Below are 17,693 nucleotides of genomic sequence, written 5' to 3'. Positions count from 1 at the left end.
CACATAAAGTGTTACAGCGAATGGTGCGGGCGGGGAGACAAAGACGCATCCCCCAAGCACCAGTCACTACTGACCTCAAGTAATATCAGTATGTTATAGAACCCTAGACATCCGTATATTAATGTCAGACGTGACCGGTGATCACGTCCCGCCGGTATCTAGTTTGCGGCAAAGCTCTCATGGTGCGGCGCCCTTACCGTCACCCGCTGTACTTCGCGGAATGACGGATAATGATCCCCGCAGGCAAAATGCTGCGTTGCCCAATTATCCCACATAACAACCGTTCCCGGACGCCATTTCACCCGCATCTGATAGCGCGGATTATCAATATGACTATAGAGATGGCGAAGCATCGCATCAGACTCGGCGGCGGTCAGCTCATTTATCGCTTCGGTAAAGGCCGCGTTGACAAATAATGTTTCCTCGCCCGTTACCGGATGAACACGCATAACGGGGTGATTGGTTCGGTTATGTTTACCTATGGTTTTAGCCAGCTCGGCAGCGCGATCATCCTGTCCGTTCTCGGTAACAAACGAAAAGCCTTTTTCGATCGTGTGGCGCGATGTCAGCCCTCGCAGGAACTGGCGCATTGGCTCTGACAGGCCCTTGGCGACCGCGACCATATCAACCCATAGAGTGTCACCACCAACAGGGGGAACATGAACCCCATGCAGTACGGCAGCAAAAATTGGCACCTCGCGATAGGTCATATCTGCGTGCCAAACCTCATTTTCGGGCGGATTATCATCATCATTGCGGATAATAATAATATCCTCAAATCCAGCCACCTTTGGATACATCGGCACGGCCGGCGCTAATTCACCCAGCAATTTTGCAACTTCGACATGCGTTTGAGGGTCAGGGTGCTGATCACGAAACACCAGCACCTTATTCTTCACCAGCATTCGACCAAGCGCATCAGCATTGCTGCGGTCATTACGCTTTACAAGATCGGCAAGTTGCACATCATTAACCTCAGCGCCAAGCGCCCCAGTCAATGGCACGATTTCAGCATTTTCGAGTATTACAGCCTCCTCCCAAGATTGACCTAGCTGGTAACCATATCAATTACTTATCACCATTAACGATCAATAACCTGCTTGCCTTGCCCCTATTTTACGCACCCGCAGCAACGCACCCCATGGCAAAGCCAGCGCAACTAGCCTTTCAAAAACCTGCAATCCTGTCAATCAAGGATCAATTGGGCCAAGCGGCGGGCCATTAACCGAAACCGGTTGCTGGTTAATTATTAAGCGGTTTTGGTCGGTGATTTATCGAGGATTTCAGCCGCAAACAGCTTGGCACCAGTGGCTAGGTGCTGACTCCAATCCCCAGCAGCGTCACCATCTGCATTATCTGAAATAAACTTGAAACAATGAAAATCAATGGCCTTTTGCCGGCAAATCTTGGCCAGTGCATAAGCTTCCATGTCAACAAGGTCACTGGCGATTTCGGGCGGCGCGCTGACAAATTGATCACCGGAGCTACAGCTTAATCCCTCACCCTTGGTGCTGATTTCGATATCATCTTCAAAGGGCGTTTGACCAAGCGCAAACCCCAGCGCCCGTACATCCATATCACGCTGCAGGAAACGGGTTACGATATGCAAGCCGCTAAGGCCGGGACGAAGCGCGCCGGCACTGCCGTAATTTACCACCTGTTGCGGTTGATATTTCGCAATCGCATCACACAATGTCATGGCCGCATTAATTTTACCAACGCCAGTATAAACAATGTTCCACCCCGCCGCCATTGCACGCGGAAGCTCATTTTCCAAAGCCACCACAAGCAGCGTTGTTTGCGGATTAAATCTAGTCATCATAGCTCTTGAGCGCGATTAGAGGCGCGTTTAAACGCGCCCGTCCGCCAAGAGCAGCCAGCTCAATCACAACGGCGCAGGCGGGCACTATCGCGCCGCAGGACTCAAGCAATGATTTCGCCGCAATCATGGTTCCCCCGGTGGCAAGCAAATCGTCAATTAACAACAGCTGACGCCCCTTTACCGGCGCATCTTGCTGGATGGTTAATTCGGCAGTTCCATATTCCAAATCATAACCGGCACGCACCAGTTTGCCCGGCAATTTTCCCGGTTTGCGCACCATCATTGAGCCGATGTTCAGCCGTGATGCCAACAATGTTGAAAACAAAAACCCGCGCGACTCAATGCCGGCAATCAGGCCAATATCAAATGCCGATAATTGTGCGGCAAACTGGTCGATAGCGTGGTTCATGCCCGCAGCCGATGCTAATAGCGGGCTGATATCACGAAACAGGATTCCGGGCTTTGGAAAATCTGGATAGCTGGCGATATATTCGCCAAAATCAATCAACCCGCTCGACACCCAAAACCTCCCTAACACCGACTCTAGTCGCTTTTACCTGATCACACGTTACTTCTCGCGGATTTATATCGCGTCTCTGCGCACTATAAACCTGATTTACCGCGCGCTAATCCAGCCGTTGGGTGGTGATATTGCTCGTTCTGACCATAAGATCAGGGGCAATCAGAAAACCGCCAAGGCTGATCAGCGGCAACGGCTCATCCGGCGTCATTGCAATACGCAATTTTCCACCTTGACGCAAGAAATGATCAATTGCCATGGCAAGTTTTGCACCCTCTGCCGGCAGTGCCTCACGCATGGCTTGGTCTAGCATCAAACTGATTTCAGCACGCGCCGCATCGACCGATTGTGCCCGTTCTTCGGCAATGATTGCCATCACTTTGCCAAGCAATCCACGATCACGAATATCAAAACTGAAATTGGCAAGCGCCGCATCGGATTGCAACAAAGCAAAGAAAGCCTCCTCACCTTCAAGCTCGGCTGCGTTTTCCATCTTATAAAAGGATGCCAGCGGCATCTGCATAGCCAGATTAAAACCGCTAACAAATTGCTGTTCTATATCCAAATTTCCTGTGCTTTCTAAATAGAGCGAAACACCATCTTCAGACATTTTATGCTGGATATCAAAGGCGAGTTTAATCTTGTCAAAGTTCAGTTTTTGTAAAGCTGCATAGCCGATCATGTCGTTCTGACTAAGTGACTTCGTCTGGCTATTATCATCACGCCGCGTTAGATCCATCGCCCCACGAAGCCCCAATTCGCTGTAGTAAATGTCACCGTTCGGCAAGGCCTTCAGCCTCACTGGTGAAATTTCAACCGCATGGACATAAGCATCAAAACCAATCGCTTCATCATGCCTGACCAAAAAATCAAACAGCCCGATATAGGCATTATCCATCAAACTATCTGCCAGCCGGTCGAAATCAGCAGCAAATAAATTACCTTTGTCCTTGATCATCAAATTGCGCAAAACAACTTTGCCAAACTCTAGCCCCTTATCCGGCAGAACAAAGCCGGTCATCTCAGAATCCTTAACAATCAAGTGCTTGCCATCGGCGTGCGGTTCGACTTCCAGTTGCATCGTATCAGCCAACGCAAAAAGCTTGCCGTCGTTGTAAAACTCAACAGAATTTACCCGCATATTAAATGATTTTGCATCAAACTGACCGTCTTTGAACCGCACCTCCACGCCATTATCCAGCGTTACAATTGTGGCAGCCATGACAGATGAAACAGCCCAAGAAGACAGGAAAATCATCAGCCCCACCAGCGACCGCATAATCGCTCGCTTCATCATGGATCGCCTGAATATCTTCGGCTGTCCGGGCGAAACCTCGCTGGAACGGCTTCGTTTGATGTTCATTTAATTCTCTCCTTTTGATGCTGTTGGGGTTTGCTTGATTTCTGGCAAAATTGTGACCTTGCGACCTTTTTTGACAAACAATAATGCCGATAAAAGCCTTTCTTCAAAGTTATTTGCTGATCCGCTCAAGGCGGGGTAGGTTGCTGGTAATGATCACATGCGGACATATTTATGTTTTTCTTCCCACTTTTTGATGAAAATGCAACTGGCCGACGGCCCTTTATCGTCTGGCTAATCATCGCCGCCTGTGTTGCCATCTTTTTCTGGCAGCAGTCGCTTGACGAGGTGGCTGCACGGTTGGCGCTGTATCAATTGGGCTTTGTTCCCACGATCGTTTTCAAGGGCGATACACTTCCGGCCGAAATGATCATTGTTCCGAGCTGGGCGACAATCTTTACCTCGATGTTTCTACATGGTGGCTGGCTACACCTTGGCGGCAATATGCTGTATTTGTGGATTTTTGGCGATAATGTTGAAGAGGCGATGGGTCGCGGACGTTTCATCGTCTTTTATTGTCTGTGCGGTCTGATCGCTGCCTTGTCACAAGGCCTGATCGACCCGTCTTCGCCCATTCCCATGGTTGGTGCATCGGGGGCGATTGCTGGGGTGCTTGGCGCCTATCTTGTTTTACACCCAAAGGCCGCGGTACGCTGTCTGGTGATTATCATCGTCTTTTTCCGCTTTATAAATCTGCCAGCATGGCTGGTGCTTGGTGGCTGGATTGGCCTGCAATTTGCCGCGGCGCCACAGGCCCTTAGCGGGGATGGTGGCGGTGTTGCCTATATGGCGCATATTGGCGGTTTTATTGCCGGTCTTGTGCTGGTTCCGCTTTTCAAAAAGCGCCATATATCGCTGTTTGATCGCGGCCAGCCACCGAAAACATGGTCAGGTCAGCCGATAAGTTTTGATGAGATGAAGCGAGACGCTCGCAAAAGATTTCAGCGCAATGCCGGCCAGACAACACGCACGTCAATTCCGTCGACAAAGCCAACACGGCCAAAGGGACCCTGGGGTTAAAGGCATCAGGGGATGCCAAACATTGTTCGGTTCAGTCCTGCAACGTGCCATCGGCATTGACGATATTTGCCGCGGCGCCAAACGCCCGCACACCGGCTTCGACTGCCTTTGCTGCAGCTGTGGTAATCTCGGCATCAAGGCCGCTAACAACAACTGCGGTGCCAAAATTTCCCGGCTTCATCCATGGGTAGCTGCCAACACTAACCCCGTCATGGCTTGCCTCGACATCTGACAATATTGTGGCGATATTACCCTCGCCGGTCGAACATTGAACCGTAATCCGCGTCATCACAATACCGCCCGGCAAACGTGGTTTCAGCCCTTCAAACATGGCTTGCAAGATCGTTGGCACTCCGGGAAGCACGTGAACATTGTCGATGATATAGCCAGGTGCCGCCGATAGCGGATTATCAATCAACACAGCATTATCTGGAATATCCGCCATTTTCTGGCGTGCTGCATTAAATTCAAGGTCGGTATTGGCATAATGCAGGATGAGCCGGCGTTCAGCCTCGGGGTGACGAATAACCGGCACGCCAAAGGCAGCCGCCACCGCATCAGTCGTGATATCATCATGCGTCGGCCCAATACCGCCGCTGGTAAACACCAGATCATAGGCTTTTGACAATGTTTGCACCGTGTCGATGATCACCTGTTTCTTGTCGGCAATCACCCGCGCCTCACAAAGCTGGATGCCCTGCGCGCCAAGCTGTTCAGCCAGCCAGCCAATATTTTTATCCTTGGTGCGACCCGACAGGATTTCATCGCCAATAACAATTATGGCGGCGGTAGGATTCGGCGAAGATGTCATGATCGGAAACCTTGAATTTAGGGACAAAAATCAAAGATGGGACTTTGGTCAAATATGCGCGATGTGTCAAATAACTTGATGCGGCCGAGACCGCTCATCCGGTGTTTATTGCAGTTTATAGGTTTCGCGCCAGACAAAATATGCTATTCCAGCGGCATCACACTAGTGAAGAATAACGTTAGCGCCTGTCCGCACGACGAAGACGACCACCCATAGGGGTATTCCATAGGGGTAAAAATGCGAAGCGATACAGTGATCCGACATGGTGCCGAAGGCTTTGCTGGCATGCATAAAGCAGGCCGCCTTGCCGCCGAGGTATTGGACATGATTACCCCGCACGTGATCGCCGGCGCTAGCACCGAACATCTGGACAAGCTTTGCCATGATTATATTCTGGCACATGGCGCCTCGCCTGCCCCGCTGAATTACAAGGGCTTTCCGAAATCGACCTGCATCTCGCTTAATCATGTTGTTTGCCACGGAATTCCCGGGCCAAAAACATTGCGTGACGGCGATATTCTGAACATCGACATCACCGTGATATTGGACAGCTGGTACGGCGATACCTCACGCATGTTTTATGTTGGCGAGCCATCAATCAAAGCCCAACGCCTTACCGAGGTAACTTATGAATGCCTGATGCGCGGCATTGCCGTGGCCAAAGCCGGAAACACGCTTGGCGATATTGGTCATGCCATTCAATCCTACGCCGAATCATGCCGCTATTCGGTGGTTCGTGACTTTACCGGACATGGCCTTGGACAGGTGTTTCACACAGCCCCGACCGTGTTGCATTATGGCGAGGCTGGCAGCGGCATGGTGCTTGAACCGGGGATGATCTTTACCATCGAACCTATGATCAATGCTGGCCGCGCCGAGACCAAAATTCTAAATGATGGGTGGACAGCGGTTACACGAGACAAAAGCCTGTCGGCACAGTTTGAACATTCGATCGGCATTACCGAAGGCGACGCCGAAATATTCACAAGATCACCTGCTGGGCTGACGTTGCCGCCCTATGCTAGCTAACAAAATCGGCAAGCTGCACCCCCCTTTAACGGGCAATTAACCCAATTTTAACCCTAATGGGTTATCTGTTTGGCTATGTCCAAACCTTCAGACCCGCCCAAGCCACCCGCGCTAGCATCGCATGATACTAAGGGGCACCGTGCCCGTATGCGGCAAAAGCTTTTGGAAAAGGGCGGCACTGCCCTGACCGATTTGGAAATTCTAGAAATGCTGCTTTATGCGGGCGCTCCACGTGGCGACACCAAGCCTTTGGCAAAGCGGCTCGTCAAGATATTCATAAGCCTGCCAGCGGTACTAAGGGCGACGCCGACCGAGTTGCGGGCAGTAAAGGATATGGGCGATGCGGCAATTGCCGCGCTTAAGGTTGCCGAGACAACCGGCCTTCGAATCAGCCACTCACGGATCAAAGGGAAACCGGTTTTAACGCATTGGATGGATGTGCAGGATTACTGTATCAATAAATTGGCGCATCAGCCGATCGAATATGTGATGCTGTTACTGCTTGATAGCCAGAACCCGCTGATTGCCGATGAAACTATTTCACGCGGCACGGTGAACCAGACGTCGGTTTACCCGCGCGAAATTGTCAATCTTGCCCTTCAGCACTTTGCCCATGCGGTGATCATTGTTCACAATCATCCGGGCGGCGAAACCCAACCGTCACGCGCCGACATCTCGGTAACAAAGGATATCGACAAGGCGTTGGCGGTGATGGGGATTACATTGCATGATCATTTGATCGTTGCCGGTATAAATTGTGTTAGCCTGAAAAGCCTCGGCCATCTCCAGGAACTTTCCACAGATGCACCAATATGCAACAGAGATGCACCAGAAATACACCAAAGATATAAAGAACTGGCGTTATCGCTCGGCGTCGTCACGCAGCTTGGCAGCGGCCTTGCGGGTAAGCTCGCCGGCTTTGCGGCTGGCGCGCAATAACGATGGACGGGCCGCATCAAGGGCTTTTCCTGCCATTTCGCCGGCCTTTTTTTGCACGTCTGGATTGCGCGCGGCGCGCATCAATGCAGCAACAACAAAACGGCGAATCAGCATATAGATACCCCTTACCAAAATAGCCACAATGACTAGTTATGCGCTGGCTTTTTACCCATCCCAATGCTATACCCAAGCTCCATTTAACGCAAAAGGTATTAGAAGTATGATCCCGCGATATTCCCGGCCAGAAATGAGCGCAATCTGGTCTGAGGAAAGCAAGTTCCAGATTTGGTTTGAAATCGAAGCACATGCCTGTGACGCACAGGCAAATTTGGGCGTAATTCCTGCATCGGCTGCGGCTGTCGTCTGGGAAAAAGGCGCTTTTGACATTGATCGAATCAACGAGATTGAGCGCGAAACCAAACATGATGTGATCGCATTTCTGACCAATCTGGCAGAATATATCGGCGAAGATGCCCGCTTTGTGCATCAGGGCATGACCTCATCGGATGTTCTCGACACCACATTATCGGTACAGATGGCGCGCGCCGCCGACCTGTTAATCGGTGGCATTGACCGTTTGCTTGCCGGGCTGAAAACACGCGCCTTTGAGCATAAACGCACACCAACCATTGGCCGCAGTCACGGCATTCATGCCGAACCGGTAACCTTTGGTCTAAAGCTGGCTGGCTTTTATGCCGAGTTTAAGCGTTGCCGTGACCGTATGGTGGCCGCGCGGCAGGAAATTGCTACCTGCGCGATATCCGGTGCGGTTGGAACTTTTGCACATATCGATCCGGCGGTTGAGGCACATGTTGCCGAAAAAATGGGGCTGACGATTGAGCCGGTCTCAACGCAAGTGATCCCGCGCGATCGTCATGCGATGTTTTTTGCGACCTTGGGTGTGGTGGCAAGCTCGGTTGAACGGCTGGCAACAGAAATTCGGCACTTGCAGCGCACTGAAGTGCGTGAAGCCGAGGAGTTTTTCTCGGCTGGGCAAAAGGGCTCATCTGCCATGCCGCACAAGCGTAACCCGGTTTTAACCGAGAATTTGACCGGCATCGCCCGCATTGTTCGCGCCGCCGTGGTGCCAGCTTTGGAAAATGTCGCGCTGTGGCATGAGCGCGATATTTCGCATTCATCAGTTGAGCGGGTGTTTGGCCCCGATGCCACAATCGGGCTTGATTTTGCCCTGCACCGTCTTGCCGGCGTTATCGAGAATCTGTTGATCTATCCTGAGGCAATGCAGGCCAATCTTGATAAACTGGGCGGTCTTGTGCACTCGCAGCAGGTTTTGCTGGCACTGACCCAAAAAGGGGTCAGCCGTGAAGATGCCTATGTATATGTTCAGCGCAATGCGATGAAAATCTGGGCAGAAGGCGGCAGCTATCTCGATAAATTGAAAGCCGACACGGATGTTGCAGCGAATTTGAGCAGTAGCGAGCTAGATGCGCTTTTCGACCTTGACCAGCATTTCCGCCATGTTGATACGATCTTTGAACGGGTATTCGGCTAGTTTTCAAAATCTGGCCGTAAACTGGCCACCACTGGGATTTTAAACCATGACAAGTAAAAAACCGCTTTATGAAGGCAAGGCCAAGGTTATTTTTGACGGGCCGGAGGCTGGCACCTTAATTCAGCATTTTAAAGATGATGCCACCGCATTTAATGCACAGAAGAAAGACGTCATCACCGGCAAGGGGATACTGAATAACTATATCAGCGAGCATATTATGCTGGCGGTTGCTGAACTGGGTATTCCTAACCATTTCATCAGCCGGATTAGCGACCGTGAACAGCTTATCCGCAAACTGGAAATCATTCCAGTTGAGGTGGTTGTACGAAATGTAGCAGCCGGTTCAATCTGCCCGCGGCTTGGGCTTGAAGAAGGCTCGATGCTGAATAACACGCTTGTTGAGTTCTGTTTGAAGGATGACAAGCTGGGTGACCCAATTATCGCCCCCGAACATATCTTTACCTTTGGCTGGGCAACGCCGGAAGAGTTGGAAATCATCGTCGAAGACACATTGCGAATTAATGATTTTCTAACCGGATTATTCCTCGGCATCGGCGTTCGGCTGATTGACTTCAAGCTAGAATTTGGTCGCTACGAGACCGATGATGGTATCGAGATCATGCTTGCTGATGAAATCAGCCCCGATAATTGTCGCCTCTGGGATGCAGAGACCAACGAAAAGATGGATAAGGACAGGTTTCGCCGTGATCTTGGTGGGCTGGTCGAAGCCTATCAGGAAATTGCGCGGCGCCTCGGTGTGAAGGTGCCACAAACCGATTAATTAAATGGTGATAGCACCATCCAGACGACACAACTATAAAGGGCATAAAGATGCAAGCCATTGTAAATATATCACTAAAAGAGGGCGTTCTTGATCCGCAAGGACGGGCAATCTCGCATTCGCTTAATGATCTTGGCTTTAACGAGGTGAGTGACGTGCGGGTTGGCAAACAGATTTTGCTGGAGATTGACGAGACTGATCCGGCGCGGCTTCGCCAGCGTGTTGCCCGTATGTGCGAGACATTACTATCGAACACAGTGATTGAGGATTATTCAATCGATATTCCCGACGAAGAATAGACGCCAATCGCGTCAATCGTCACCCCTAAACAATAATGCGAAACAGACCATGACCCTCTCAGCCTTACGCGTTACCATCATCATTTTCCCGGGATCGAATTGTGATCGGGATATGATGGTTGCCATTGAACAATTGACCTCTCGCCGCCCTGCCCTTGTCTGGCACAAAGAAGCCTCGCTGGATCCAGCCGATCTGGTGATTATCCCCGGCGGCTTTTCTTTTGGCGATTATTTGCGCTGCGGTGCGCTTGCTGGGCGCTCACCCATTATGAATGCGGTGCTTGACCATGCGGCACGCGGCGGGGCTGTGATGGGGATTTGCAACGGCTTTCAGGTCCTAACCGAAACCGGCATGGTTCCCGGGGTTCTGATTCGCAATGCGGGATTAAAGTTTACCTGCCGCAATGTACGGTTGCAGCTATGTGAAACGCTGTCGTCCCCCTTTACCGCTGGCCTTGCCATGGGCGAGGATTTGACCATCCCTGTGGCGCATAATGAGGGTAATTATTTTGCTGATGATGACGAGCTTGACCGGCTTGAGGGCAATGGTCAGGTTGCGTTCCGCTATGTAAACGGCGACGCGGTTGGTCCGGCAAACCCGAATGGTGCATCGCGCGATATCGCCGGCGTTCTATCAAACAATGGCCGCGTTCTTGGCATGATGCCACACCCCGAACGCGCCATGTCAAAATTGCATGGCGGCACTGACGGCGCCACATTCCTGTTAAAATCACTTGAGGCGCTGGTATCATGAACGCAGCATCCGATGTAATGACTTTTGAAAATGCCGCCGCAATGGGGCTTTCGCGTGATGAGTGGGCGTTGATTAATCAGCGCCTTGGCCGGACGCCAAATCTTTGTGAGCTTGGAATATTCTCGGCCATGTGGTCGGAACATTGCTCGTATAAATCGTCGAAGAAATGGTTAAAGACCCTGCCGATTGACGGCCCGCAAGTGATCGAGGGGCCGGGCGAGAATGCGGGGGCGGTTGATATCGGTGACGGGCTGGCCGCTATTTTCAAAATTGAAAGCCATAATCACCCATCCTTTATCGAGCCTTATCAGGGCGCGGCAACGGGCGTTGGCGGGATTTTACGCGATGTGTTCACGATGGGCGCACGTCCGGTTGCATTGCTGAATGCGTTACGTTTTGGCGAGGCCAGCCACGTGAAGACCCGACATCTTGTTGGCGGTGTTGTGTCTGGCATCGGCGGCTATGGCAATTGCATTGGCATTCCCACTGTTGGCGGCGAGGTCAATTTCGACAAATCCTATAATGGTAATATTCTGGTCAATGCGATGGCGGTTGGCCTCGCCAATAGCGACCGTATTTTCCGTTCAGCAGCGACCGGCCCGGGCAATCCGGTGATTTATGTTGGCGCCAAGACTGGCCGTGATGGCATTCATGGCGCAACGATGGCATCAGCCGAATTTTCTGACGAAACCGAAAGCAAGCGCCCGACCGTTCAAGTTGGTGATCCGTTCACCGGCAAATTGCTGATGGAGGCCTGTCTTGAGCTGATGGCATCGGACTCGGTATTATCCATTCAAGATATGGGCGCTGCTGGTCTGACATCATCATCGGTTGAGATGGCGTCAAAGGGCGGTCTTGGCATGGAGATTGATCTTGATCTTGTGCCCGCACGCGAAGAAGATATGTCGGCTTATGAGCTGATGCTGTCAGAGTCGCAAGAACGGATGCTGATGGTGCTAAGGCCTGATGCCACAGAGACGGCACGGGCGATTTTCAACAAATGGGATCTCGATTTCATGCCGATTGGGCGGGTTACCGAAACGGGCCGCCTGATCCTTTTAAAAGATGGCGGCACTGCTTGTGATATTCCGATTGGCCCGCTGGTTGATGACGCGCCTGAATATGATCGCCCGTATGGCGATGCACCGGTGCGCGTGCAGCTGCCGAGCGCAGATATTGCCAGTGATGCGCCAATTTCCACGGTGCTGAAATCACTGCTTGGCGATGTTAATCTTGCAAGTCGCCGCTGGATCTATGAGCAGTATGACAGTCAGGTGATGGCCGATACAGTTGCGGGCCCGGGCGGCGATGCGGCCTTAATCAGGGTGCATGGCAGCAAGCGCGGCCTTGCAATGAGTACCGACTGTACCCCACGCTATGTTGAAGCTGATCCGAAAACCGGCGGCGCACAGGCGGTTGCCGAGGCCTATCGTAACCTTTCAGCGATTGGTGCAACCCCGCTTGCGATCACTAATAATCTGAACTTTGGCAATCCTGAAAAGCCGGAAATCATGACCCAGCTTGTCGAGTCGGTGCTTGGCATGGGTGAAGCTGCGCGCCATCTGGATACCCCTGTGGTTTCGGGCAATGTGTCGCTTTATAACGAAACCGATGGCAACGCAATTCAGCCCTGTCCGGTGATTGGCATGGTTGGTGTGATCGAAGATGTTGACCATGCCGCCGGTAACAGGTTTGTTGCCGACGGTGAGGATATTTTCGTTGTTGGTCAAAGCGACATTGTGAATGACGGCTGGCTCGGTGCCTCGGTTTATCAGCAACTGCACGGCGACCAAGCGATTTACGCACCGCCGCCGGTTAATCTAGATGCTGAGTTAAAAAATGGCAGCTTTGTCCGTGAACAGATTTTGGGCGGCAGCATCAGCGCGGCGCATGACATCAGCGATGGCGGCCTTGCCGTTGCCATTGCCGAAATGGCAATCCGGTCCAGTTTTGGGGCTGATATCACGGTGCCGCAGGCGGGCCAGCTGCATGGCTGGGCCTTTGGTGAAGATCAGGCGCGGTTTGTCGTGACCACGGCCAATCATTCAGCATTAATTTCAGCCGCAAAAGATGCTGGCGTTGAAATCACAAAGATTGGTAAGGTTTCGGCTAGCGGTGAATTGAAATTCGGTGCCAGCGATGCCATATCAGTTAGTGAGTTGGGTGTTGTCTTTGAAGCGACTATCCCTGCATTGATGGCGGGCTAGGCACAATCAGGCAACAGCCATAATATAGGTAACCAAACGGCGATGAGCCAAACGGCGGAAATAAGGAGCAGCGATTATGGCAATGGCAGCAAGCGAAATAGAAGCTTTGATCAGTGCCGCCTTCCCTGATGCCACCATAACTATTGAAGATTTACGCGGTGATGGCGACCATTACGCCTGTAATGTGATCTCGGCTGCCTTTGCTGGCAAAAACCGCGTTCAGCAGCACCAAATGGTTTATAAGGCACTTGGTGGGCGCATGGGCGGCGAGCTACACGCACTGGCCCTGCAAACATCGGCACCACAAGAATAACCCCCGAAGGCCAACAGGGCATAACCCCCAGTTTTAGGAGCAGAATTATGTTGGATGATGCACTCAAGACCCGCATTGATAATGAAATTGCCAGCGAGCAGGTCGTGCTTTTCATGAAAGGCACTCCGGTTTTTCCACAATGCGGATTTTCTGCCGCTGTTGTCGGTGTGCTATCACATCTTGGCGTGAAATTTCGCGGTATCAACGTCCTTGAAGATGATAATATTCGCGAAGGTATCAAGGCCTATTCAGACTGGCCAACGATTCCCCAGCTTTATGTAAAAGGTGAGTTTGTTGGCGGCTGCGACATCATTCGTGAGATGTATGAAACTGGCGAACTGACCGAAATGTTCCAGACACATGGCATTGACGCCCGCCCAAGCTAAGTGCCGATCCAAATATCCACTCCGCTGGCAGATTTAGGCATCGCTGCCTAATCGCTGGCGGGCTGGCCTTGAACAATATTATCGGACAAAAACGCCCGTTCGGAAACGACCTCGGCGATGCGTATCCGGTACCAATCATAAAATTCCTGACGCCCCATCGCTTGGGTTGCCATATGTTCGGCATTATGGCGCCATTGGCTAATCGCATCGCGATCCGTCCAATAAGATACGGTAATCCCGATCCCGTCATCGGCACGAACCGACTCAACCCCAAGAAACCCCGGCTGTTGCTGCGCCAAAGTCACCATCCTGTTGGCCGCAATTTCATAGATATCGTCGCCGCTGAGGCTGCGCTGACTCGTAAAAATCACCGCAAAATAGCGTTCCGGCCAGTCGCTATCTGCATTGCCACCGCCATCAGTCATCAAGACCTCCATATCACTCGTGAATATTGGGTTATGATAAACGCACTTAAATAGATTTTAATAGGGGTGATAAGCGGTTGCCGACTTTGGCATCAAAAAGGGAGGCATCCAAAAGGGTGCACCAAAAAAGACGGCACAAACAAAGGCGGCACCTTGCGTACCGCCTTTTTGAATTTGATCTGGCTCGAACGGCTGTTTGCCACCCTCAGTGATTAACGTGAGTAATATTCGACCACCAGATTTGGTTCCATCTGAACTGGGTAAGGCACCTCATCCAGCGCTGGCACCCGCAAGAAAGTTGCCGAGAATTTTCCATGGTCAGCATCGACATATTCAGGAACATCACGCTCGACTGACGCAATCGCATCAAGAACCGCTGGGATGTTCTTTGCCTTGTCTTTCAGGCTGATCACATCGCCCGGCTTCAACATGACTGACGCAATGTTACAACGCTTGCCATTTACCAAAACATGGCCGTGGTTGATGGTCTGGCGCGCGGCAAAAACGGTTGGAACCATTTTCGAGCGATACAGAACAGCATCAAGACGGCATTCAAGAATACCGATCAGGTTCTGGCCTGTATCACCGCGGCGGCGCACAGCCTCGGCATAATATTTTTTGAACTGCTTTTCACCGATATTGCCGTAATAGCCTTTAAGCTTTTGCTTGGCCATCAACTGAACACCAAAGTCAGTTGGCTTTTTGCGGCGCTGACCATGCTGGCCCGGGCCATATTCGCGTGAATTTACAGGAGATTTTGGACGACCCCATAGGTTTACACCAAGACGGCGGTCAATTTTATGTTTCGCGGAATGCCGCTTATGATCGGATTTTGCCATTTTTGGCTCCTTTTGTTCCGTTGTTGTCCCGGTAGGGTCGCAATAGCGCAATTATTTGCTATCTTGACCGGCATCACACCCCGCTGGTGCAATCCACTTTCCCGAGAATTTGCGGCAAACTATGGGGTTTTCCGCGGTTTGTCAACGAATTTCGCTGTGGTTATCGCCGCTTTCGCGTCAACGCTTGAATCACCCCATGAAGCGTGCTGATTTCCTGCGCCGAAAGGCCGGCACGGGTAAATAAAGCCCGCAGGTTCCGCTTTACCACATTACTTATATCAGGGGCGGTAAAGAACCCGCCATCATCCAGCGCATTTTCAAGCCGCTGAAAGAAAAAATCGCGCTCTTTAACCGATGCCTGCCGCGCGTCGGGTAATTCCTGAACAGGGCGCGGCATATGTCCGGCTTGCCCGACCGTATTTTCGGCTCCCGCCACCGCCTCTAGATGCGCTGCCATCCGCCATTCCCAGGCCATTAGCAAAACTGCCTGCGCAAGATTAAGCGACGGATATGACGGGTTTAGCGGCGCTGTCACCAGAACATCCGCCAGAACCACCTCATCATTATCCAGCCCAGATGCCTCTGGCCCAAATAGCATCGCCGTCCGGCCGGTTGGTGATTGATCAGGATGTGTGGCGTTATTCCGGTCATGCGCCAGCATCATCGCCGCCGCAGCGCGTGGATTAGTACTTTTAATCGGAAGGTCACGCCGCCTCGCGCTTGCTGCCAGCATCAAGGACACGTCATGCGCCGCCGCGGCCAGACTGTCAAAAACACGCGCATTTTCAATAATCTGGCTACCACCTGCAGCCATCGGTAACGCTGCCGGATTCGGCCACCCATCACGCGGCGCAACAAGCCGCAGCTCAGAGAGGCCGCAATTCATCATGGCACGCGCCGCAGCGCCGATATTTTCGCCCATTTGAGGACGCGCCAAAATGACGATTGGCGCCGTTGGTAACGTCATCATTTTATTTTTGGCTTTGGGCCAGCGATCTGATCATGCTGCAATTTCCAAATCATGCCATCGCCAAGCGCGGCAACCGACGCATCAATGATATTCGTCGACAATCCAACAGTGCGCCACACGGTACCATCAGGGACGCAAAATTCGATCATCACCCGGGTAATCGCACCCGTTCCAGAGCCTTCGGCCGCATCGAGAATACGCACCTTATAATCGACCAGCTCAACATCGGCCAAGGATGGATAAGCTGCCACCAGCGCTTTGCGCATCGCTGTATCAACTGCATTCACCGGGCCATTACCAACGGCGGCCTCATGGAAACATTCATCACCAACAAAAATTGTTGTTGTCGCCTCGGACTCAACGACCAATTCACCGCGCGCATTGAACCTGCGTTCATCCATCACGCGAAACCGGCCAATGCGGAAATATTCCGGAACCTCGCCCAGCATCTGGCGCGCCAACAACTCAAAGCTGGCTTCGGCAGAATCAAACGACCAGCCCTCGAACTCCTTGGCTTTCACCACGCTAATCAGCGTATCCAGCCGTTTATCCTTGGGGTCAATTTCAATATTGAACTCGGCAAACCGCGCCAGCATATTTGAACGACCAGCCTGATCGGACACAAGATAATGCCTCTCATTACCGACTTTTTCCGGCGGCACATGCTCATAGGTACGCGGATCCTTTTGCGCTGCTGAGGCGTGCAGACCGCCCTTATGGGCGAATGCCGCCGCCCCGACATAAGGCGCGTGCGCATCAGGCGTACGGTTCAACCGGTCATCAAGAAACCGTGACAGCCCCATCAGCTTTGGCAAGCTGGCCTCGGAGATGCTGGTTTCATAGTCAGTCTTTAGCACCAATGTCGGGATCAGGGTGATCAGGTTGGCGTTGCCGCAACGCTCGCCAAGGCCGTTGATCGTGCCCTGCACTTGACGCGCACCAGCCGCGATTGCCGCCAGTGAATTTGCCACCGCAACACCGGCATCATTATGGCAATGAATACCAAGTCGAACGTCTGGCATTTTTTTGTGGACTGCACTGACAATTTCAAACACTTCATCAGGAAGCGTGCCGCCGTTCGTATCGCACAAGACCACCCATGTTGCGCCACCTTCCTGTGCCGCGCGGATGCAATCAAGCGCAAAATCCGGGTTATTTTTATAGCCGTCGAAAAAATGCTCGCAATCAAATATTGGCTCACGGCCACGATCAGCGGCAGCGATTAATGATTGCCGGATCATTTCCAAATTTTCATCCAGCGTCGTATTTAACGCGGTTTTGACATGAAAATCCCACGTTTTTCCAACAAGGCACGCGGCATCAGCCTCGGCATCAATCACCGCGCTTAGCCCGGGATCATTGGCGGTACTGCGCCCGCCGCGCCGCGTCATGCCAAAGGCAACAAGCTTGGCCTTTTTCAGCGATGGGGGCTTGGCGAAAAAGGCATCATCGGTTGGGTTTGCCCCCGGCCAGCCAGCCTCGATATAATTAATCCCGATGTCATCTAGAGCCTGCGCGATAGCAACCTTGTCCGCACGTGAAAAATCAACGCCGCGGGTTTGCCCACCATCACGTAATGTGGTGTCAAACAGCCATATCTTATCGCTACCCATTGATATTCTCCCACCGCCTGTGCCAAACAATGCCGCGATTACCGCATATTTGTTTGGTTTTGTGACTTCGGTTTAACAAAATTGCTTAATCA

The 17,693-nt window shown here is 51.9% G+C and carries 20 protein-coding genes; 10 read left to right on the top strand and 10 right to left on the bottom strand.

Translation table 11 applies throughout. The features are described 5' to 3' along the window. Window positions 1-158: 158 nt before the first annotated feature. From AB8881_11950 to AB8881_11935, 4 genes are all read right to left on the bottom strand, one after another. On the bottom strand, window positions 159-1,004 hold the full coding sequence (locus AB8881_11950) for a TauD/TfdA dioxygenase family protein (GenBank protein XDZ63245.1): 846 nt from the start codon (window positions 1,002-1,004) through the stop codon (window positions 159-161). 245 nt (window positions 1,005-1,249) lie between these two features. Next, the gene (locus tag AB8881_11945; GenBank protein ID XDZ63244.1) at window positions 1,250-1,822 is read right to left on the bottom strand and encodes a 5'-methylthioadenosine nucleosidase; all 573 of its coding nucleotides are present in this window, start codon (window positions 1,820-1,822) and stop codon (window positions 1,250-1,252) included. Beyond that, on the bottom strand, window positions 1,812-2,342 hold the full coding sequence (locus tag AB8881_11940; protein ID XDZ63243.1) for an adenine phosphoribosyltransferase: 531 nt from the start codon (window positions 2,340-2,342) through the stop codon (window positions 1,812-1,814). Before AB8881_11940 ends, AB8881_11945 begins: the two co-directional genes overlap by 11 nt. A gap of 106 nt (window positions 2,343-2,448) precedes the next feature. After that, window positions 2,449-3,705 carry a hypothetical protein gene (locus AB8881_11935; protein XDZ63242.1) on the bottom strand — a complete coding sequence of 419 codons (1,257 nt, stop codon included), beginning with the start codon at window positions 3,703-3,705 and terminating at the stop codon, window positions 2,449-2,451. Between the two features lie 171 nt (window positions 3,706-3,876). On the opposite strand from AB8881_11935, the gene AB8881_11930 reads away from it, so the two are divergent. Beyond that, window positions 3,877-4,722, top strand: a complete 846-nt coding sequence (locus tag AB8881_11930) for a rhomboid family intramembrane serine protease (protein XDZ63241.1) — start codon at window positions 3,877-3,879, stop codon at window positions 4,720-4,722. Window positions 4,723-4,753: 31 nt separating this feature from the next. On the opposite strand, the gene AB8881_11925 is transcribed toward AB8881_11930, so the two are convergent. Beyond that, window positions 4,754-5,533 carry a competence/damage-inducible protein A gene (locus AB8881_11925; GenBank protein XDZ63240.1) on the bottom strand — a complete coding sequence of 260 codons (780 nt, stop codon included), beginning with the start codon at window positions 5,531-5,533 and terminating at the stop codon, window positions 4,754-4,756. Window positions 5,534-5,770: 237 nt separating this feature from the next. Here AB8881_11925 and map point away from each other — a divergent pair, with 237 nt between their 5' ends. After that, entirely contained in the window at window positions 5,771-6,562 is a 792-nt protein-coding gene (gene map, locus AB8881_11920; GenBank protein ID XDZ63239.1) for a type I methionyl aminopeptidase, read from the top strand. A gap of 75 nt (window positions 6,563-6,637) precedes the next feature. Further along, window positions 6,638-7,501: a DNA repair protein RadC gene (gene radC, locus AB8881_11915; protein XDZ63238.1), complete on the top strand. Its 864-nt coding sequence runs from the start codon at window positions 6,638-6,640 to the stop codon at window positions 7,499-7,501. Here radC and AB8881_11910 read toward each other — a convergent pair. After that, a complete protein-coding gene (locus tag AB8881_11910; GenBank protein XDZ63237.1) occupies window positions 7,424-7,615 on the bottom strand; it encodes a hypothetical protein in 192 nt (63 codons plus the stop codon). The two genes, radC and AB8881_11910, sit on opposite strands and share 78 nt — an antisense overlap. A 106-nt stretch (window positions 7,616-7,721) precedes the next feature. Between AB8881_11910 and purB the strand changes: the two genes are divergently transcribed. The 7 genes from purB (at window position 7,722) to grxD (ending at window position 13,754) form a co-directional block, all read left to right on the top strand. Beyond that, window positions 7,722-9,014, top strand: a complete 1,293-nt coding sequence (gene purB, locus AB8881_11905) for an adenylosuccinate lyase (GenBank protein ID XDZ63236.1) — start codon at window positions 7,722-7,724, stop codon at window positions 9,012-9,014. Window positions 9,015-9,060: 46 nt separating this feature from the next. Beyond that, complete coding sequence (gene purC, locus AB8881_11900) at window positions 9,061-9,795, top strand: phosphoribosylaminoimidazolesuccinocarboxamide synthase (protein ID XDZ63235.1); 735 nt, start codon at window positions 9,061-9,063, stop codon at window positions 9,793-9,795. Window positions 9,796-9,845: 50 nt separating this feature from the next. Beyond that, window positions 9,846-10,094 (top strand): phosphoribosylformylglycinamidine synthase subunit PurS, encoded by a 249-nt coding sequence (gene purS / locus AB8881_11895; protein ID XDZ63234.1) that lies wholly within the window; start codon window positions 9,846-9,848, stop codon window positions 10,092-10,094. Between the two features lie 49 nt (window positions 10,095-10,143). Then, window positions 10,144-10,848: a phosphoribosylformylglycinamidine synthase subunit PurQ gene (purQ, locus tag AB8881_11890; protein XDZ63233.1), complete on the top strand. Its 705-nt coding sequence runs from the start codon at window positions 10,144-10,146 to the stop codon at window positions 10,846-10,848. Next, window positions 10,845-13,055: a phosphoribosylformylglycinamidine synthase subunit PurL gene (gene purL / locus AB8881_11885; GenBank protein XDZ63232.1), complete on the top strand. Its 2,211-nt coding sequence runs from the start codon at window positions 10,845-10,847 to the stop codon at window positions 13,053-13,055. Before purQ ends, purL begins: the two co-directional genes overlap by 4 nt. A gap of 76 nt (window positions 13,056-13,131) precedes the next feature. Continuing rightward, on the top strand, window positions 13,132-13,368 hold the full coding sequence (locus tag AB8881_11880) for a BolA family protein (protein ID XDZ63231.1): 237 nt from the start codon (window positions 13,132-13,134) through the stop codon (window positions 13,366-13,368). Between the two features lie 47 nt (window positions 13,369-13,415). Continuing rightward, the gene (gene grxD / locus AB8881_11875; GenBank protein XDZ63230.1) at window positions 13,416-13,754 is read left to right on the top strand and encodes a Grx4 family monothiol glutaredoxin; all 339 of its coding nucleotides are present in this window, start codon (window positions 13,416-13,418) and stop codon (window positions 13,752-13,754) included. A gap of 47 nt (window positions 13,755-13,801) precedes the next feature. On the opposite strand, the gene AB8881_11870 is transcribed toward grxD, so the two are convergent. The 4 genes from AB8881_11870 to cimA all read right to left on the bottom strand — a co-directional run bounded on the left by AB8881_11870 (window position 13,802) and on the right by cimA (window position 17,601). Further along, entirely contained in the window at window positions 13,802-14,179 is a 378-nt protein-coding gene (locus AB8881_11870; protein ID XDZ63229.1) for an antibiotic biosynthesis monooxygenase, read from the bottom strand. A gap of 212 nt (window positions 14,180-14,391) precedes the next feature. Beyond that, window positions 14,392-15,018, bottom strand: coding sequence for a 30S ribosomal protein S4 (rpsD, locus tag AB8881_11865; protein ID XDZ63228.1), 627 nt, complete (start codon window positions 15,016-15,018; stop codon window positions 14,392-14,394). Between the two features lie 160 nt (window positions 15,019-15,178). Beyond that, window positions 15,179-15,988, bottom strand: coding sequence for an RNA methyltransferase (locus AB8881_11860; protein ID XDZ63227.1), 810 nt, complete (start codon window positions 15,986-15,988; stop codon window positions 15,179-15,181). Further along, complete coding sequence (gene cimA / locus AB8881_11855; protein ID XDZ63226.1) at window positions 15,985-17,601, bottom strand: citramalate synthase; 1,617 nt, start codon at window positions 17,599-17,601, stop codon at window positions 15,985-15,987. The genes AB8881_11860 and cimA overlap by 4 nt, the downstream gene beginning before the upstream one ends. Between the last annotated feature and the right edge of the window lie 92 nt (window positions 17,602-17,693).

Source organism: Alphaproteobacteria bacterium LSUCC0396 (genome assembly GCA_041228345.1).
Classification (GTDB): domain Bacteria; phylum Pseudomonadota; class Alphaproteobacteria; order Puniceispirillales; family Puniceispirillaceae; genus UBA3439.
Note: the sequence above shows the minus strand (reverse complement) of the source record. Positions and strands in the feature narration are given on the sequence as shown.

Coding starts and splice junctions, on each gene's coding strand:
- purQ (XDZ63233.1), top strand. CDS start 10,144: ATGACCCTCTCAGCCTTACGCGTTACCATCATCATTTTCCCGGGATCG.
- purB (XDZ63236.1), top strand. CDS start 7,722: ATGATCCCGCGATATTCCCGGCCAGAAATGAGCGCAATCTGGTCTGAG.
- AB8881_11910 (XDZ63237.1), bottom strand. CDS start 7,615: ATGCTGATTCGCCGTTTTGTTGTTGCTGCATTGATGCGCGCCGCGCGC.
- grxD (XDZ63230.1), top strand. CDS start 13,416: ATGTTGGATGATGCACTCAAGACCCGCATTGATAATGAAATTGCCAGC.
- radC (XDZ63238.1), top strand. CDS start 6,638: ATGTCCAAACCTTCAGACCCGCCCAAGCCACCCGCGCTAGCATCGCAT.
- rpsD (XDZ63228.1), bottom strand. CDS start 15,018: ATGGCAAAATCCGATCATAAGCGGCATTCCGCGAAACATAAAATTGAC.
- AB8881_11860 (XDZ63227.1), bottom strand. CDS start 15,988: ATGATGACGTTACCAACGGCGCCAATCGTCATTTTGGCGCGTCCTCAA.
- cimA (XDZ63226.1), bottom strand. CDS start 17,601: ATGGGTAGCGATAAGATATGGCTGTTTGACACCACATTACGTGATGGT.
- purC (XDZ63235.1), top strand. CDS start 9,061: ATGACAAGTAAAAAACCGCTTTATGAAGGCAAGGCCAAGGTTATTTTT.
- purL (XDZ63232.1), top strand. CDS start 10,845: ATGAACGCAGCATCCGATGTAATGACTTTTGAAAATGCCGCCGCAATG.
- map (XDZ63239.1), top strand. CDS start 5,771: ATGCGAAGCGATACAGTGATCCGACATGGTGCCGAAGGCTTTGCTGGC.
- AB8881_11945 (XDZ63244.1), bottom strand. CDS start 1,822: ATGATGACTAGATTTAATCCGCAAACAACGCTGCTTGTGGTGGCTTTG.
- AB8881_11925 (XDZ63240.1), bottom strand. CDS start 5,533: ATGACATCTTCGCCGAATCCTACCGCCGCCATAATTGTTATTGGCGAT.
- AB8881_11930 (XDZ63241.1), top strand. CDS start 3,877: ATGTTTTTCTTCCCACTTTTTGATGAAAATGCAACTGGCCGACGGCCC.
- AB8881_11880 (XDZ63231.1), top strand. CDS start 13,132: ATGGCAATGGCAGCAAGCGAAATAGAAGCTTTGATCAGTGCCGCCTTC.
- purS (XDZ63234.1), top strand. CDS start 9,846: ATGCAAGCCATTGTAAATATATCACTAAAAGAGGGCGTTCTTGATCCG.
- AB8881_11935 (XDZ63242.1), bottom strand. CDS start 3,705: ATGAACATCAAACGAAGCCGTTCCAGCGAGGTTTCGCCCGGACAGCCG.
- AB8881_11870 (XDZ63229.1), bottom strand. CDS start 14,179: ATGACTGATGGCGGTGGCAATGCAGATAGCGACTGGCCGGAACGCTAT.